Below are 16375 nucleotides of genomic sequence, written 5' to 3' on the forward strand. Positions count from 1 at the left end.
GCACCTCGTGCCCCTCGACCCGGCCGGCCTGACCGCCGCCGACCACCTCGACGCCGCCCGGGAGATGACCGCCGCCAACCGGCCCTTCCTCGCCCACCTGCTCGCCGAGGAGGCCGCCCGCCTCACCCCCGACCCGGCCACCGCGGCCGGTATCCGCGCCGCCTTCCCCGCCCCGGACCCGACCCGAACGGAGACCGACTGACATGCCCGCCCGCGACTTCTTCCACTCCCTGCTGCGGATCGGCCCGGTGCAGATCGGCACCCACCGCGACCGCAACGGCACCACCAAGCACGCCGCCGTGTGCGGCAACGACGGCTGCGGCTGGTCCGCCGACTACGCCATCCGGTCCGCCGCCCAACTCGCCGCCCGCACCCACCGCTGCCGCATCCGCTAGGAGGCCACCGCCATGGACGTCCCGCTCTGGCTCGCCCTGATCGTCGTCGGCTGGCTCGGCGTCAAGCTCATCCGCCCGCCGTGGTGGCTCGTCGCCGTGCTCCTCCTCGGCGGCTTCCTCCTCGCCGACAGCGTGCTTGCCCCGGCCATCGACACCGCCGTCAAGTAAGGAGATTCGCCCATGTTCCGACCCAAGCTCCCAACCATGCCCCAGCCCACCGGCCAGGTCACCCCGCCCGACGTCGTCGAGCCGCCCACGATCACCCCGCAAACGCCGACTCCGCCGGCCCCCGGAGCCCCGGCCCCGGTTCCGTCCCGGCCCACCGTCCAGCTCACTCCCGGCACCGCGCTCGCGCTCGTCGGCGGCGGCACGGCCGTCGTCCTGGTCGTCGGTGCCGTCCTGGTCTCCGTGCTCCTCGCGGTCGCCGTCACGGGCGCCTCGGTCGCCGTCTGCGCCCTGGTGGTCCGCTCGCTCGTCAACGCCGACTCCAGGCGTCGCTGACCGGCTCCCGGGCGGCCTCGATACCGCCAAGCATCCGCCGCCCGGGAGCCGTACCTGTCCGATCTCTCAACCGGAAGGAAGCACCCAGCATGGCGCATCGCGCCTCACTCGCGCCGGAGCCTCTCCTCGACCCGGTCGTCCTGGGCGATTTGCTGCGGGTCGCCTCGGCCGACGACTACACCCGGTGGGAAGAACAGATCCGCCGCACCGGCGGCTGCTCCGACCCCGTCCACCTCACCGGCTGGACCCACCACAAGGACAAGACCACCGGCGAGACCCTGCACCGCTACACCACCGCAGACGAACCCGGCGGACGCCTCCGCCTCGCCTGCGGCAACCGCCGCGCCTCCCGCTGCCCGTCCTGCGCCCGGACCTACGCGGGCGACACCTACCACCTCATCCGCGCGGGCCTCGCCGGTGACGACCGCCGCGACATCCCCACCACCGTCCGGGACCACCCGCGCGTCTTCGCCACGCTCACCGCGCCCTCGTTCGGCCCGGTCCACAACCGGCCCGATCACGGCGTCTGCCGCTGCGGCACCTGCCACGCTCCCGACGCGCCGGAGCTGGGCACCGCCCTCGACCCGGAGACGTACGACTACGCGGGCGCGGTGCTGTTTAATAACCACGCCGGACAGCTCTGGCAGCGCTTCACCACCCGGCTCCGCCGCGAACTGGCCGCCCGTGCAGGCCTGCCCCGCCGGGAACTCGCCGATCACGTCCGCCTCTCCTACGGCAAGGTCGCCGAGTTCCAGAAGCGCGGTGCCCTGCACTTCCACGCGGTGATCCGGCTCGACGGGCCGCAGGGCCCCGGAACACCGCCGCCCGCATGGGCCACGACAGGTCTCCTCGCCGACGCGATCCGCGCGGCCGCGGCGCACTCCTACACGTCCGTCTCGGTACCGGCTGCCGGTGACCAACCGCTCCGGTCGTTCCGCTGGGGCAGGCAACTCGACGTCCGGCCGGTGAAGGTGTTCGGGGACGGTGCGGACATCACCGAACAGGCCGTCGCCTCGTACATCGCCAAGTACTCCACCAAGGCCGCGGAGAACACCGGCACCCTCGATCGCCGCATCGGGGAGCTATCCGAACTCGACCGTCACCGGGTCCCGGACCACACCCGCCGGCTCATCACCGCGTGCCGCGACCTGGACGGCCTGTACCCGGACCGGCGCCTGTGGGCCTGGGCGCACATGCTCGGCTTCCGCGGTCACTTCTCCTCGAAGTCCCGCCACTACTCCACCACCCTCGGGGCTCTCCGCCAGGCGCGCGCCGACTACCGCGCAGCACAGGACACCGGGGCCCTCTGCCTGGACGACCGAGAGCCGGACACCGTCCTCGTCCTGGCGGATTGGCAGTACGCCGGCCACGGGCACAGCCCAGGTGAGTCCGTCCTCGCCGCCACCATCGCCCGGGGCATCTGGCTCAACCGTGAGACCGCCCGCGAAGCACTGCGCGACCGAGTCGGGGCCGAGGGGGAGTGGTGACCGTGGACCGACTCCTCACCGTGGACCAGGTCGCCGAACGCCTCGGCACGGGCGTCCGCTTCGCGCGACGGCTCGTCGAGGAGCGGCGCATCCGGTACGTGAAGGTCGGACGACACGTCCGCATCGCCGAGAGCGCCGTTCGTGACTATCTCGACGCTCATACCGTGGAACCGGTGAGGCTCCGCCGCGCCGGTCTGCGGAGGGCTGCCTGATGGCCAACACGAAGGGCAGACGCCGGCGGTTCGGTGCGGTGCGGCAGTACCGGTCCGGACGATGGACGGCTTCGTACCTCGGGCCCGATGGTGAGCGGATCCGGGCGGACGAGCCCTTCGAGACCAAGAAGGACGCCGAGATCTGGCTGTCCCAGGTCGAGGCGGACCTCAGCCGCGGGGACTGGCGCGCCCCCGACGCCGGAGCCGTCAACTTCGGTGTCTACGCCGAGAAGTGGGTCGAGGAGCGGGAGCTGGCCGTCCGGACGGAGGATCTGTACCGGCATCTGCTCCGCCTGTACATCCTCCCGGCGTTCGGCGGGCTCGACCTGGACGAGATCACGGCTCCGCGCGTGCGCGAGTGGCGGGCCGAACGGCTCCGCGCCACCAACGCGAAGACCACCGTCGCCAAGGCGTACCGCCTCCTCAAGGGCATCCTCGAGACGGCCGTCGACGACGACCTGATCACCCGCAACCCATGTCGCATCAAGGGCGCGGGCAAGGAGTCGGCGGCGGAACGGCGTATCGCCACCGTCGCCCAGGTCGACGCGCTCGCCGACGCGATCGGCATCCGCTGGCGGCTCATGGTCTACCTCGGCGCCTACGGTCCGATGCGGCCGGAGGAGCTGGCCGGCCTCCGCCGCCGGGACGTCGATGTCGACGATCTCGTGATCCGGGTGCGGATCGCCGAGCCGGAGCGGACCAACGGCAAGCGGGCTCCGGGGCCGACCAAGTCCGAGGCGGGCGCTCGGGTGGTCGTCCTTCCGCCCTTCCTCCGGAAGGAGGTGAGGCGGCACCTCGACTGGTTCGCCGAGAAGGGCCCGGACGGGTTGGTCTTCGTGGGCGAGAAGGGTGCGGCCTTCCGGCGTACGAGCTTCGGACGGAAGTGGCGGCGGGCCCGTGAGGTCGCTGGTCTCCCGGACGGCTTCCGCTTCTACGACCTCCGCCACACCGGACACACCCTGTCGACCCGCTCGGGCGCCACCCTCCGGGACACGATGGTGCGCGCCGGCCAGTCCTCGGACAAGGCGGCGCTGATCTATCAGCACTCCGACGAGGACCGGCAACGGGAGGTCGCCGCAGGGCTCGACGACCTCGTGCGCGCCGAACGTGCGAAGCACCACACCGACGACCTTGCGCACCACGAGGAGGATCCGTCGGCGGGCTAATGGTGCGGTTGTGGTGCGGCACCCGCTCACTGGTCTGGACAACAAAGAACCCCCGGGTCGATGACCTGGGGGTTTGTCATGGAGCGGGTGACGAGAATCGAACTCGCGCTCTCAGCTTGGGAAGCTGATGTTCTACCATTAAACTACACCCGCCTGGACACCGGTTCGTACCGGTGTCGGCGTCCATACTGTACCTCATCCGGGGCTCCGCGTGCTGATGCGCGGGGCCCCGCGGCGTTCCTCCCGCGACGTGTCTCACAGGTGTGCGGACCGGTATGCGGGGCAGCGGAGTTGGGGCGTACGGTGGGCCGCGCGTCGAGGGTCCGCGGGGTCGGTGCGGGGGTCCTGGGCGGTCCGGTGCGGGTCGGAGTGCCGCGTGGAGGGCCGTCCCTTTGATCCCGTAATGTGGTGCTTCCTCGTCGGGTCTTCCTGTCCGGCGCGGCTCTTGGGGAAGGGATCTGAACGACTTGATGGAGCGCACCGTCGTCCGTTGTGCCGAGGGGCACGTGTTCACCGCCGCTTCGTTCCCGATGCAGCAGGCCGAGCGTCTCGGTCCTGGCCGGCTGCTGCGGTGTCCGCGCTGTGCGCGGCTGCGCAGTGCGGTTCCGGTGGCCGTGTCGGTGCCGGTTGCGGTGTCCGTGCCCGCGGTCGGGTCCGGGGTCGGGCCCGCGGCCGTTCCGGTGACGGCCGGGGTGCTGCAGCAGCAGTAGGCGGCGAGCGGAACAGCAGGCAAGGCGTCCCGCGGGGGCCGTCCGGGCGAGCCGGACGGCCCCCGCGTACTCTTGCAGCGTGCTTCTCTCAGACCAGGACATCCGTGCCGAGATCGACAAGGGCCGGGTGACGATCGACCCGTTCGAGCCCGCCATGGTGCAGCCGTCGAGTATCGACGTCAGGCTGGACCGCTTCTTCCGGGTCTTCGAGAACCACCGGTACCCGCACATCGACCCCGCCGTCGAGCAGCCGGAGCTGACCCGGCTGGTGGAGCCGGAGCAGGACGAGCCGTTCATCCTCCACCCGGGCGAGTTCGTGCTGGCCTCCACCTACGAGGTGGTGGGCCTGCCGGACGACATCGCCTCCCGGCTGGAGGGCAAGAGCTCGCTGGGCCGCCTCGGCCTGGTCACCCACTCGACCGCGGGCTTCATCGACCCCGGTTTTTCCGGCCACGTCACGCTGGAGCTGTCCAACCTCGCCACGCTGCCGATCAAGCTGTGGCCGGGGATGAAGATCGGCCAGCTGTGCATGTTCCGGCTGAGCTCCCCCGCCGAGTACCCGTACGGCAGCGAGCGGTACGGCTCGCGGTACCAGGGGCAGCGGGGCCCGACGCCGTCGCGGTCGTTCCTCAACTTCCACCGCACCCAGATCTGAGCGAGTGAAGGACACAGACAACACCATGGCCGACGTGACGGACGTGCGGGAGAACCTGACCTACGAGGGCTTCGGGGTCGCGGTACGGGAACTGGCGCAGACGATCGCCGACGACGGGTACCGGCCGGACATCGTGCTGTCCATCGCGCGCGGCGGCGTCTTCGTCGCGGGCGGCCTCGCCTACGCGCTGGACTGCAAGAACCTCCACCTGGTGAACGTCGAGTTCTACACCGGCGTGGGCACCACCCTGGAGATGCCGGTCATGCTGGCGCCGGTGCCCAACCTGATCGACTTCTCCGACAAGAAGGTGCTGATCACCGACGACGTCGCCGACACCGGCAAGACGCTCAAGCTGGTCCGCGACTTCTGCCTGGACACGGTCGCCGAGGTGCGCAGCGCGGTGATCTACGAGAAGTCCCACTCGCTGGTGAAGTGCGAGTACGTGTGGAAGCGCACGGACGACTGGATCAACTTCCCGTGGAGCGTCGAGAAGCCGGTGGTCAGCCGGCCCGGGCAGGTGCTCGACTCCTGACGGGCCCGCGCCTGGGCACGGCCCGTCGGGGCGCCCGGACCCGGACACACGGAAGAGGCCCCCGGCCGCGTGCGGAACGCGGTCGGGGGCCTCGTGCGTGCGCGGCCGGAGGGCGGCGTCAGAAGGTGCCGAGCTTGACGATCGAGAGCAGCGCGATCAGCTGGATCGCGGAGGCTCCGAGCGCCTTGGGCCAGGCGAGCTCGTGCGAGCGGGTCACCATCAGGGTGAGGAGCGCCCCGCAGGCCAGCCAGGTCAGCCAGCCGAGGACCTGCACCAGGGGGGCGTCGCCGCCCATGAACATGGCGACCAGCAGACGCGGCGCGTCCGAGATGCACATGATCAGCATGGACAGGCCGACCGTCGGCTGCCAGGCGCCGTTGCCGCCGAGCTGGCGGGCGACGGTGTGGGTGACCACGCCGAGGATGAAGGAGCTCAGCGTCATCGCCAGGCCGGTCGCCAGCACGATCGGGATCGCCGTGCTGAGGGTGGCGTCGATCGCGTCCTCGCGGGCGCCGTCGAAGCCGAAGACGGCGAGCAGGCCGTAGACGAAGGCGACGGTGAGCGCCGGACCCCACATGCGGTAGTCGCGCATCCGCAGGAAGGTCTGGTTCGGGGAGAGGACGATGCCCTTCAGCAGGTCCTTCCAGTGCAGCGGCGGGCCGATCGGGCCCGAGGGGGCCTCCTCGCCGTACTGCCCGGCGTAGGGATCCGCGTCGGGGTGGACGGAGAACGCCTGGGTGTGACCCGGGTTGTTCGCCGCGTACGGGTCGGGGCGGTGCGGCCGCCCGTGGCTCCCGTGGCCCTGCGGGTGCCCGTGGGCCGGGCCCTGCGGGTGCCCCTGCGGGTGCCCCGGGTGGTGCGGGTACGCCCCGTCGTCGAAGTACTCGGGCCCGTCACCTCCGGGCGCGCCGTAGCCGCCGCCGTACGGCGGCCGCTGGGCGCCCTGGGGCGGGTACCCGTACGAGGGCGGCCCGGCCGGCGGTCCCGGCCGTCCGTACGGCTGCTGTCCGTACGCCTGCTGTCCCTGCGGGGCGCGGTCGTCCCGCCCGCCGCGTCCGATCCTGAATCCAGCCACGTCTTCGAACGTACCTGGTGTTCCGGCCGGACGTGCGCGGACGAGGGGGCGGGGGAGCGCTTTGCTGCCGAGATGTGACATCCCGTAAGGGGGGAGTCAGGGGAAACCCTGAGGCGGGCCGCCGGCCGGGCTGCCCACCTCAGGGTGAGGGCGATCAGTCGGCGAAGGTCTCGCCGAACTGCGGGTTGCCCGCCGTGGAGACGCCGACGGAGGTCGGGGAGATCGACCGCGACCCGGTGCCGGTGATCTTCGAGCCCGAGGAGGGCAGCTGGACGACACTGCCGTTGGCGTTCTCGAAGGTGCCGACCAGCAGGTCCGCCCGGCCGTCGCCGGTGACGTCGTCCAGCTTCACGTCCCGGCCGAACTGGTCGTGGTCCTCGTTGGCGCCGGGGACGCCGGCGGTGTCCTGGTGGATCGCCTGGGCGCCGGTGCCCGTGATGCCCTTCGCGGAGCCGTAGAGCACCACGACGCTGCCGGCCCGGTAGGCGTCGCCCACGGTCTCCTGGATCGTCCCGACCGCCAGGTCGAGGTAACCGTCCTTGTTGACGTCGCCCAGGTCCACGTCCCACCCGAAGCAGTCGCTCTCCTCCGAGGCGCCGGGGACGCCGGCGGTGTCCTGGGAGACCGCGGCGATCCTGCCGACGCCCGTGGCGGAGCCGTAGCCGATCCACACCTGGCCGCCGGTCGCGGTGTACGGCCACGGGGTGCCGTCGGAGCCGGTGGTGGCGTGGTAGGCGCCGGAGACGACGTCGCCGAAGCCGTCACGGTCGATGTCGCCGATGGCGCTGACGTGGCCCGGGCGCAGCTTCTGCACCGGCAGCGAGGACAGGCCGTCCGGGCCGCCGGTGTACAGGCGGTTGGTGAGGCCGTCGTTCTCGCCGAGCTGGGTTCCGGAGGTGACCAGGTCGGTGGCGCCGTCGCCGTTCACGTCGCCGGCGGTCAGGTCCGAGGGGTAGTAGTCGGCCGGCGTGCGCAGCGCGTGGCGGGTGCTGTGCGTGCCGGCCTTGGTGATGCCCTCGAAGACCTGCAGGGACTGGTCCCGGTCGAGGACCAGCAGGTCGTCCCGGCCGTCGCCGTCGAAGTCGCCGGCCGCGAGCGAGGAGCCCCACCCGTTCCCGCCGACGGGGTCGTCGACGTTCACCGCGCTCTGCCCGGAGAGGCCGGCGGCGGAACCCCAGAGGACGGTGACGGATCCGGCGTCGGCGCGGTCGCCGACGTCCTCCTTGGGGGCGGAGACGGCGAGGTCGTCGTAGCCGTCGTCGTCGAAGTCGCCGTGGGCGAGGTCGTCGCCGAAGGTGTCGCCGGGCTCCGGGGTGCCGGGCACGCCCGCGGTGTTCTGGGCGATCACGGTGCGTCTGGTGGCGGCCACACCGGTGCTGCTGCCGTACAGCACGACGATCTGGCCGGCCTCGGCGTTCCCGCCGACGTGCGTGCGGAAGCCGCCGAAGGCGGTGTCCCCCTTGCCGTCGCCGTTGAAGTCGGGCTTGGCCACCCGCGTGCCGTCGGCGGCGGTCGCGGGTGCGGTGGCGAAGGTCAGGAGGCCGCCGGTGAGGGCGACCGAGGCGAGGGTCGCCAGGGTGGTGCGGGTTCGGTTGCCGGGACGCAAAAGCACTCCTCGTATCGGCGGACGGGGTGGCGCGGCCGGTGGGCCGCCGCCGGAGGACGGACGTCGGCACGCGGCGCGGGCGTCGGCACGGCGCGGGGCGTCGGCACACGGCACGGGCGTCGGCACACGGCACGGGTCGAACGTCTGTCGGAGATCAAGACCTCCGGGGCGGCCGAACGGTTGCCTCCGGTTACGGAGAACGGCGCGGCCGGGGCGCCTGAAAGCCGCGCCCCGGCCGGGGGTGAGGATCCCGCGGGCCGCCGACCGCGGTCGGCGGAGATCAGCCGGCGGAGATCAGTCGGCGGGGATCAGTCGGCGAAGTTGACGCCGAAGCCCGGGTTGCCGTCGGTGGAGACGCCGACCGCGCTCGGGGAGATCGCGCGGGAGCCGGTGGCGGTGATCTTGCCGGTGGTGGTGTTCACGGGCAGGTACACGATCGAGCCGTTCGCGTTCTCCCAGGAGCCGGCCACCAGGTCGGCGCGGCCGTCGCCGGTGACGTCGTCCAGTTTCACGTCCATGCCGAGCTGGTCGCCGTGCTCGTTGCCGCCGGGGAAGCTCGCCGAGCCCTGGTGGAAGGACTGGGCGCCGGCGCCGGTGATGCCGTTGGCGGAGCCGTAGAGGACGACGACGCTGCCGGCGTCCTCGTAGCCGTCCACGTCCTCGCCGGGGACGCCGACCGCGAGGTCGAGGTAGCCGTCCTTGTTCACGTCGCCGAGGTCAAGCTCGTAGCCGAACATGTCCGCGGTCTCCGAGGAGCCGGGCACGCCGGAGGTGTCCTGGGTGATGGACTTGATGTCGCTGACGCCGGTCCCGGTGCCGTAGGTGATCCAGACCTGGCCGCCGCGGGCGCCGTAGGGGGCCTCGCCGAACTCGTCGGCCTCGTCCCACTGGGCGCCGCTGACGATGTCGCCGAAGCCGTCCCGGTCGACGTCGCCGATCGCGGTGACGATGCCGGGGCGGAGCTCCTGGTAGCTCTCCGCCTGCAGGCCGGACTTGCCGCCGAGGAACAGGAAGTTGTGCGGGTAGCCGTCGTACTCGTCGAACTCGAGGCCGTCGACCACGAGGTCGGTGGCGCCGTCACCGGTGACGTCGCCGGCGTGCAGGTTGTACGGCGGGTAGTCCGGTATCTCGTTCAGCGGGTCGGGCTCCCCGGTGAACAGCGGGGTGACCACGCTGTACCAGCCGCCGGTGGCGCCCGCCTTGGTGATGCCGCCCTTGTGGACGTAGAGCAGCGTCTTGGTGGTGGTGGTCGCCAGGTCGGCCTTGCCGTCGCCGTCGAAGTCGCCGACCGCGAGGGTGCTTCCCCACTGGTCGTGCTTGGTAGAGGCCGGGTCGGCGACCGTGACGGAGCCGGTGCCGGTCAGGCCGGAGGCCGAGCCCCACAGGATGGTGACCGAGCCCCCGTCCTTGTCGCCGGAGACGTCCTCGCCGGGGGCGCCGACGGCGAGGTCGTCGCAGCCGTCCTTGTTGAAGTCGCCGTAGGCCGTGTCCAGACCGAAGTTGTCGCCGGCCTCGGCGGAGCCCGGGACGCCCGAGGTGTTCTGGCTGATCACGGTGCGCTTGGTGGAGTTGACGCCGGTGCTCGTGCCGTAGAGGGCGACGATCTGGCCCGCCTCCTTCCCGCCGCCGACGGTCGCGTAGGCGGCGCCGGTGACGACGTCGCCCTTCTTGTCGCAGTTGAAGTCGGGCTTGAGGACGGTGGCCGCGTCCGCGGCGACCGCGGTGGAGGCGGTCGCCACGGTGAGCAGGCCGCCGGTGAGCACGGCCGCGGCGGCGGTCGCCAGGGCGGTGCGGGTTCTGTGGTTCACGTGGATCCCCCCAGGTCACGCGGGGAGCGCGGGTGGCGCGTCCCCGGGGAACGAAGTGGCCGAGTGCGGCCGGCAGTGATCAAGACGGGTGAACGGAGGGGATGGTTGTGCTGAATCCCCGGACACGTCGGTAACGGATCGGCACGCGGCCGGGGCCGGGGCGCCTTCACGGCGCCCCGGCCCCGGGGTGGTGGTGCGGTCCGTCGACCGTCCGGCCGGAAGGCCGGACGGTGAGTCGGTCCGTCGGTGTCGCGGTGAGTCGGTCGGTCGGTCAGTCGGCGAAGGTCCAGCCGAAGCTCGGGTAGCCGGTGGTGGAGACGCCGACCGAGGTCGGGGAGAGGGAGCGGGAGCCGGTGGCGGTGATCTTGCCGCCGCTCGCCGGCATGTAGAGGACCGCGCCGTTCTCGTTCTCGTCGGAGCCGGCGATCAGGTCCGCGCGGCCGTCGCCGGTGACGTCGTCCAGCTTGACGTCGATGCCCAGGAAGTCGTACGTCTCGTTGCTGCCGGGGACGCCCGCGGAGCCCTGGTGGAAGGACTGCGCGCCGGTGCCGGTGATGCCGTTGGCGGTGCCGTAGAGGACGACGACGCTGCCGGTGTCGCCGTGGCCGTCCACGTCCTCGCCGGGCACGCCGACCACCAGGTCGAGGTAGGCGTCGCCGTTGACGTTGCCGAGATCCAGGTCGGCGCCGAAGCCGTCCTCGGTCTCCGAGGAGCCCGGGACGCCCGCGGTGTCCTGGTTGATGTTGCTGGTCCTGGCGATGCCGTTCGCGGAGCCGTAGGAGACCCAGACCTGGCCGCCCTTGGCGGCGCCCGTGATCGGCACGCCGTCCAGGGTTTCGTCCCAGCTGATGCCGCTGACGATGTCGCCGTACTTGTCCCCGTTGATGTCGCCGATGCCGGTGATCAGGCCGGGGGCCAGGCGCTGGTAGCCGTCGGCGGTCAGGCCGGAGGCGCTGCCGAGGACCAGGATGTTCTGCTCCGGCGTGTAGTGGTCCCCGGTCGGGTCCGGCTCGTCGGGCGCGGGCACGCGGTCGCCGTTCACCACCAGGTCGGTGGCCCGGTCGTTGTTCACGTCACCGGCGTGGAGGTTGTAGGCGCCCCAGTACAGCGGCACGTCGACGGTGTAGTGGCCGCCGGTGCCGCCGGTCTTGGTGAAGCCGCCCTTGAAGACGTGCAGGGCGCTGTCGGCGGCGCCGACGGCCAGGTCGGTCCGGCCGTCGCCGTCGAAGTCACCGGCGGCCATGGTCCCGCCCCAGTACCGCTCGGTGCCGGCGGCGGGGTCCTTGAGGGTGATCGCGCTCGTGCCGGTGAGGCCGGAGGACGTGCCCCACAGGACGGTGACCGAGCCGGCGTCCTCGCCCGCGGTGGTGTCCTCGCCCGGCGCGCCGACGGCCAGGTCGTGGTAGCCGTCGCTGTTGAAGTCGCCGTAGGCCATCTCGGCGCCGAAGGCGTCCTCGTCCTCGGCGGCGCCGGGGACGCCGGCGGTGTCCTGGCTGATCACGGTGCGCTTGGTGGAGTTGACGCCGGTGCTGGTGCCGTAGAGGGCGACCACCTGGCCGGCGGAGGCGTACCCGTTGACGTAGGCGTCGGCGGCCGAGGTGGCGACGTCGCCCTTCTTGTCGTTGTTGAAGTCGGCCTTCGCGACGACGGTCGCGTCCGCGGCGACGGCCGACGCGGCGGTGAGGCTCAGCAGCCCGCCGGTCAGCGTGGCCGCGGTCACCACGGCGAGGGCGGTACGGGTCTTCTGGTGCACGTGGGTCCCCCCATGTCACGCGGGGAGGGCGCGGTGGCGCGTCCCCGGGAAACCTAGGCCGGCCGAAGGTGGCCGGCGTTGATCAGACCGGTGACGTGCGGGAATGGTTGTGCGGGCGTGGCGGACGGGAGGTAAAGGATCGGCAAACAAGGATCGGCGAACAAGGGTCGGCGAACAAGCGTCGGCGAACAAGCGTCGGCGAACAAGGGTCGGCGAACAAGCGTCGGCGAACAAGGGTCGGCGAACACGCGGGCCGGGGGGAAACACGCGGGGCCGGGGCGCCGTGGTGGCGCCCCGGCCCCGGGGTGGCGGAGCGGTCCCGCGTCAGTCGGCGAAGTTGGCGCCGACCATGGGGTAGCCGGTGGTGGAGACGCCGAGCGCGGTCGGCGAGAGCGAGCGGCCGGTGCCGCTGATCTTGCCGTTGGTGGACGGCACGTAGACGATGCCGCCGTTGCCGTCGTTCTCGAGGCTGCCGACGACCAGGTCGGCGCGGCCGTCGCCGGTCACGTCGTCCAGCTTCACGTCGACGCCGAAGGAGTCGTAGGCCTCGTTGGAGCCGGGGACGCCCGCGGTGTTCTGGTCGATGTACTGGGCGCCGCTGCCGGTGATGCCGGAGGCGGTGCCGTAGAGGACGACGACGGAGCCGGTGTCGGTGACGCCGTCGACGTTCTCGCCGGCCACGCCGACCGCCAGGTCGAGGTAGGTGTCGCCGTTGACGTCGCCGAGGTCCAGCTCGTAGCCGAACATGTCGTTGGTCTCGCCGGAGCCGGGGACGCCGGAGGTGTCCTGGGTGATGCCCTGGACGGTGCCCACGCCGTACGCGGAGCCGTAGGTGATCCACACCTTGCCGCCCTTGGCGGTGTTCGGCTCGGACACACCGTTCTCGACGGGGTCGAGGTCGAAGCCGCTGACGATGTCGCCGAAGCCGTCCTTGTTGATGTCGCCGATGCCGGTGATGACGCCCGGACGCAGTTCCTGCGCGCTGTACTGGTCGAGGCCCGAGCCGGTGCCCAGCAGCAGGTAGTTGCGGTTGCGGTGGTAGTTGTCGGCCTCGGGCTCCGGCGTGTAGCCGTTGACCACCAGGTCGGTGAGGCCGTTGCCGTCGACGTCGCCCGCGGTGATGTTGTACGCCGGACCCTCGGTCCAGACGGGGGCCTGGATGGTCTGGCGGCTGCCGGAGGTGCCCGAGCGGGAGATGCCGCCCTTGAGGACGTACAGCTTGGTCTTGCTGGTGCCGACGACCAGGTCCTGGCGGCCGTCGCCGTCGAAGTCGCCGGCCGCGAGGGTCCGGCCCCACCGGTCGTGGGAGGAGGAGGCCGGGTCGTTGACCTGGACGGCGCCCTTGCCGGTGATGCCGGAGGCGGAACCCCAGAGGATGGTGACCATGCCGCCGTCCTTGTCGTCGCCCAGGTCCTCCCCGGAGGCGCCGACCGCGAGGTCGTCGTAGCCGTCGCCGTCGAAGTCGGCGTAGGCGGTTTCGCCGCCGAAGGCGTCCCCGGCCTCGGCGCCGCCGGGAACGCCGGAGGTGTCCTGGCTGACCACGGTGCGCTTGGTGGTGGTGAGGCCGGTGCCGCCGCCGTAGGCGACGACGACCTGGCCGGCCTCCTTCTTGCCGCCGACGTACGCGCCGGCCGCCGAGGTGGCGACGTCGCCGACGCCGTCGTTGTTGAAGTCGGCCTGCGTGGCCACGGTGCCGTCGACGGCGGTGGCCGTGGTCGCGGTGGCGAAGGTGAGCAGCCCGCCGGTCACCGCGGCGGCGGCGACAGTCGCGAGGGTGGTGCGGGTCCTACGGTGCATATGGGTACTCCCTGGCCGGCGGGAGGCCGCGTCGAGGGGCCTGTCCCGCGCAGAGGACGTCCGGCGCGATCGTCCGGACGTCGATCAAGACCCGCGATGCGTACAGATGGTTGTATGAAAACTGAGATCGAAGTGAACTCGGTGAAACGGCCGGGGCCCGGCCGAGCGTGATGCTCGGCCGGGCCCCGGCCGGTGCGGGTGCCGCTACCGGACCGGCTGCGGCTCCGGCGCGTCCTCGGCCTCCGCCTCGCCCGCCGGGTCGGCGGGGGTCTTGACGGACTCCAGCAGGAGCTGGGCGACGTCCACGACCTGGATCGACTCCTTCGCCTTGCCGTCGTTCTTCTTGCCGTTGACCGAGTCGGTCAGCATGACCAGGCAGAACGGGCAGGCGGTGGAGACGATGTCCGGGTTGAGGGCGAGGGCCTCGTCGACGCGCTCGTTGTTGATGCGCTTGCCGATCCGCTCCTCCATCCACATCCGCGCGCCACCGGCGCCGCAGCAGAAGCCGCGCTCCTTGTGGCGGTGCATCTCCTCGTTCCGCAGGCCCGGGACGTTGGCGATGATCTCGCGCGGAGGCGTGTAGATCTTGTTGTGGCGGCCCAGGTAGCAGGGGTCGTGGTAGGTGATCAGACCCTCGACCGGGGTGACCGGGATCAGCTTGCCCTCGTCGATGAGGTGCTGGAGCAGCTGGGTGTGGTGGATGACCTCGTAGTCGCCACCGAGCTGCGGGTACTCGTTGCCGATGGTGTTGAGGCAGTGCGGGCAGGTCGCGACGATCTTCTTGGCCGACCTCGGCTTCCGCGACTCGTCCGTCACCTTGCCGTCGTCGTCCATCTCCTCGCCGAACGCCATGTTCAGCGCCATGACGTTCTCCATGCCGAGCTCCTGGAACAGGGGCTCGTTGCCGAGGCGGCGGGCGGAGTCACCGGTGCACTTCTCGTCGCCGCCCATGATCGCGAACTTGACGCCCGCGATGTGCAGCAGCTCGGCGAAGGCCTTGGTGGTCTTCTTGGCCCGGTCCTCCAGGGCGCCGGCGCAGCCGACCCAGTAGAGGTACTCGACCTCGGTGAGGTCCTCGATGTCCTTGCCGACGACCGGGACCTCGAACTCGACCTCCTTGAGCCACTCCAGCCGCTGCTTCTTGGCCAGGCCCCAGGGGTTGCCCTTCTTCTCCAGGTTCTTGAGCATCGTGCCCGCCTCGGACGGGAAGGCCGACTCGATCATCACCTGGTAGCGGCGCATGTCGACGATGTGGTCGACGTGCTCGATGTCCACCGGGCACTGCTCGACGCAGGCGCCGCAGGTGGTGCAGGACCACAGGACGTCCGGGTCGATGACGCCGTTCTCCTCGAGCGTCCCGATCAGCGGGCGCTCGGCCTCCGCGAGGGCGGCCGCGGGAACGTCCTTGAGCTGCTCCTCGGTGCCCTTCTCCTCGCCCTCCATGGTCTTGCCGCCGCCGGCCAGCAGGTAGGGGGCCTTGGCGTGCATGTTGTCGCGCAGCGACATGATCAGCAGCTTCGGGGAGAGCGGCTTGCCGGTGTTCCACGCGGGGCACTGCGACTGGCAGCGGCCGCACTCGGTGCAGGTGGAGAAGTCCAGCAGGCCCTTCCAGGAGAACTGCTCGACCTGGGAGACGCCGAAGACGTCGTCCTCGCCGGGGTCGGCGAAGTCGATCGCCTTGCCGCCGGAGGTCATCGGCTGCAGGGCGCCCAGCGCGGTGGAGCCGTCGCCCTCGCGCTTGAACCAGATGTTGGGGAAGGCCAGGAAGCGGTGCCAGGCGACACCCATGTCCGTCCGCAGCGAGACGACGATCATCCAGACGAAGGACGTCCCGATCTTGATCATCGCGAAGAGGTAGATCAGGTTCTGCAGGGTCGGGACGCTCAGCCCGTCGAAGGCCAGGACCAGCGGGTACGAGGCGAAGTAGGCCGGCTCGTAGTGCGGGATGTCCAGCAGGGCGCCCTCGAGGCCGCGCAGCACCATGATCGCGACGCCGATGGTCAGGATGACCGTCTCGACGAAGTACGCCTGGCCGGCGTTGGACCCGGCGAAGCGGGACTTGCGGCCGGGGCGGGTCGCCTTGGAGAGCTGGCGGATCACGATCAGGGTGAGGATGCCGAGCGTCGTCATCGTGCCGATGAACTCGACGAACATCTCGAACGGCGTCCAGTGCCCGATGAAGGGGATCGCCCAGTCGGCCTTGAAGAGCTGGCCGAAGGCGGTGATCAGGGTGGGCACCAGCGAGAAGAAGCCGACGGCGACGAACCAGTGGGCGATGCCGACGATGCCCCAGCGGTTCATCCGCGTGTGGCCGAGGAACTCCTTCACCAGCGTCACGCTGCGCTGGTAGGGGTTGTCGGTCCGGGTACCCGCGGGCACGGGCTGACCGAGCCTGAAGTACCGGACGAACTGACCGACGGCACGCGCGAGCAGCGCGACACCGACCACGGCCAGGACCAGCGACACGATGATCGCGGCGAGTTGCATGGGAGGCTCCTCGGGCCTGCGAGGTCTACGACTGAGCGACTGGCGACAGTACGGGTATTACTAAGCGGTAACTTATCCAGTCCGTTCGAGAGTATCCATATCTTGCGCCGCCCCGCAGCCGCCGGAGCGGTGATCTGCGTCGCTGAGGGTTACCTCAGTATCCCTCCGGGCAGGGGCGGGAGGCGTCCGCC

16 protein-coding genes and 1 tRNA gene are annotated in these 16375 nt (G+C 71.2%); 10 read left to right on the forward strand and 7 right to left on the reverse strand.

Features of this window, described 5'->3' with window-relative positions; genetic code table 11:
- The first annotated feature begins 7 nt into the window (after positions 1 to 7).
- The 7 genes from ACWD3O_RS01630 (at position 8) to ACWD3O_RS01660 (ending at position 3761) form a co-directional block, all read left to right on the forward strand.
- Positions 8 to 202, forward strand: a complete 195-nt coding sequence (locus ACWD3O_RS01630) for a hypothetical protein (RefSeq protein ID WP_451414514.1) — start codon at positions 8 to 10, stop codon at positions 200 to 202.
- 1 nt (position 203) lies between these two features.
- On the forward strand, positions 204 to 395 hold the full coding sequence (locus ACWD3O_RS01635) for a mobile element transfer protein (protein WP_451414515.1): 192 nt from the start codon (positions 204 to 206) through the stop codon (positions 393 to 395).
- 12 nt (positions 396 to 407) lie between these two features.
- A complete protein-coding gene (locus ACWD3O_RS01640) occupies positions 408 to 563 on the forward strand; it encodes a hypothetical protein (protein WP_451414516.1) in 156 nt (51 codons plus the stop codon).
- A 12-nt stretch (positions 564 to 575) separates the two neighbouring features.
- Positions 576 to 896, forward strand: coding sequence for a SpdD-like protein (locus ACWD3O_RS01645; RefSeq protein ID WP_451414517.1), 321 nt, complete (start codon positions 576 to 578; stop codon positions 894 to 896).
- An 89-nt stretch (positions 897 to 985) separates the two neighbouring features.
- Positions 986 to 2383, forward strand: a complete 1398-nt coding sequence (repSA, locus tag ACWD3O_RS01650) for a replication initiator protein RepSA (RefSeq protein WP_451414518.1) — start codon at positions 986 to 988, stop codon at positions 2381 to 2383.
- Positions 2377 to 2595, forward strand: a complete 219-nt coding sequence (locus ACWD3O_RS01655) for a helix-turn-helix domain-containing protein (RefSeq protein ID WP_451414519.1) — start codon at positions 2377 to 2379, stop codon at positions 2593 to 2595. Before repSA ends, ACWD3O_RS01655 begins: the two co-directional genes overlap by 7 nt.
- Entirely contained in the window at positions 2595 to 3761 is a 1167-nt protein-coding gene (locus ACWD3O_RS01660) for a tyrosine-type recombinase/integrase (RefSeq protein ID WP_451414520.1), read from the forward strand. The genes ACWD3O_RS01655 and ACWD3O_RS01660 overlap by 1 nt, the downstream gene beginning before the upstream one ends.
- 79 nt (positions 3762 to 3840) lie before the next feature.
- Here the strand turns inward: ACWD3O_RS01660 and ACWD3O_RS01665 are convergent.
- Positions 3841 to 3914, reverse strand: a tRNA-Gly gene (locus ACWD3O_RS01665).
- A 317-nt stretch (positions 3915 to 4231) separates the two neighbouring features.
- Here ACWD3O_RS01665 and ACWD3O_RS01670 point away from each other — a divergent pair.
- The 3 genes from ACWD3O_RS01670 to ACWD3O_RS01680 all read left to right on the forward strand — a co-directional run bounded on the left by ACWD3O_RS01670 (position 4232) and on the right by ACWD3O_RS01680 (position 5658).
- A complete protein-coding gene (locus tag ACWD3O_RS01670) occupies positions 4232 to 4471 on the forward strand; it encodes a hypothetical protein (RefSeq protein WP_451409788.1) in 240 nt (79 codons plus the stop codon).
- Positions 4472 to 4550: 79 nt separating this feature from the next.
- Entirely contained in the window at positions 4551 to 5126 is a 576-nt protein-coding gene (gene dcd, locus ACWD3O_RS01675; RefSeq protein ID WP_451409615.1) for a dCTP deaminase, read from the forward strand.
- 25 nt (positions 5127 to 5151) lie between these two features.
- A complete protein-coding gene (locus ACWD3O_RS01680; protein WP_451409616.1) occupies positions 5152 to 5658 on the forward strand; it encodes a phosphoribosyltransferase in 507 nt (168 codons plus the stop codon).
- A 118-nt stretch (positions 5659 to 5776) separates the two neighbouring features.
- Here ACWD3O_RS01680 and ACWD3O_RS01685 read toward each other — a convergent pair whose 3' ends face one another.
- The 6 genes from ACWD3O_RS01685 to ACWD3O_RS01710 form a co-directional block, all read right to left on the reverse strand.
- A complete protein-coding gene (locus ACWD3O_RS01685) occupies positions 5777 to 6814 on the reverse strand; it encodes a YIP1 family protein (protein ID WP_451414521.1) in 1038 nt (345 codons plus the stop codon).
- A 73-nt stretch (positions 6815 to 6887) separates the two neighbouring features.
- Entirely contained in the window at positions 6888 to 8339 is a 1452-nt protein-coding gene (locus tag ACWD3O_RS01690) for an FG-GAP repeat protein (protein ID WP_451414522.1), read from the reverse strand.
- Positions 8340 to 8647: 308 nt separating this feature from the next.
- Positions 8648 to 10147, reverse strand: coding sequence for an FG-GAP and VCBS repeat-containing protein (locus ACWD3O_RS01695; protein ID WP_451409619.1), 1500 nt, complete (start codon positions 10145 to 10147; stop codon positions 8648 to 8650).
- Between the two features lie 271 nt (positions 10148 to 10418).
- The gene (locus tag ACWD3O_RS01700) at positions 10419 to 11900 is read right to left on the reverse strand and encodes an FG-GAP repeat domain-containing protein (protein ID WP_451414523.1); all 1482 of its coding nucleotides are present in this window, start codon (positions 11898 to 11900) and stop codon (positions 10419 to 10421) included.
- A gap of 324 nt (positions 11901 to 12224) precedes the next feature.
- Positions 12225 to 13697 (reverse strand): VCBS repeat-containing protein, encoded by a 1473-nt coding sequence (locus ACWD3O_RS01705; protein ID WP_451414524.1) that lies wholly within the window; start codon positions 13695 to 13697, stop codon positions 12225 to 12227.
- Positions 13698 to 13901: 204 nt separating this feature from the next.
- On the reverse strand, positions 13902 to 16184 hold the full coding sequence (locus ACWD3O_RS01710) for a (Fe-S)-binding protein (RefSeq protein WP_451409622.1): 2283 nt from the start codon (positions 16182 to 16184) through the stop codon (positions 13902 to 13904).
- Positions 16185 to 16375 lie beyond the last annotated feature (191 nt).

This window comes from Streptomyces sp. NPDC002640 (assembly GCF_053592575.1).

Coding starts and splice junctions, on each gene's coding strand:
- ACWD3O_RS01635 (WP_451414515.1), top strand. CDS start 204: ATGCCCGCCCGCGACTTCTTCCACTCCCTGCTGCGGATCGGCCCGGTG.
- ACWD3O_RS01640 (WP_451414516.1), top strand. CDS start 408: ATGGACGTCCCGCTCTGGCTCGCCCTGATCGTCGTCGGCTGGCTCGGC.
- ACWD3O_RS01645 (WP_451414517.1), top strand. CDS start 576: ATGTTCCGACCCAAGCTCCCAACCATGCCCCAGCCCACCGGCCAGGTC.
- repSA (WP_451414518.1), top strand. CDS start 986: ATGGCGCATCGCGCCTCACTCGCGCCGGAGCCTCTCCTCGACCCGGTC.
- ACWD3O_RS01660 (WP_451414520.1), top strand. CDS start 2,595: ATGGCCAACACGAAGGGCAGACGCCGGCGGTTCGGTGCGGTGCGGCAG.
- ACWD3O_RS01670 (WP_451409788.1), top strand. CDS start 4,232: ATGGAGCGCACCGTCGTCCGTTGTGCCGAGGGGCACGTGTTCACCGCC.
- ACWD3O_RS01680 (WP_451409616.1), top strand. CDS start 5,152: ATGGCCGACGTGACGGACGTGCGGGAGAACCTGACCTACGAGGGCTTC.
- ACWD3O_RS01685 (WP_451414521.1), bottom strand. CDS start 6,814: ATGTCACATCTCGGCAGCAAAGCGCTCCCCCGCCCCCTCGTCCGCGCA.
- ACWD3O_RS01705 (WP_451414524.1), bottom strand. CDS start 13,697: ATGCACCGTAGGACCCGCACCACCCTCGCGACTGTCGCCGCCGCCGCG.
- ACWD3O_RS01710 (WP_451409622.1), bottom strand. CDS start 16,184: ATGCAACTCGCCGCGATCATCGTGTCGCTGGTCCTGGCCGTGGTCGGT.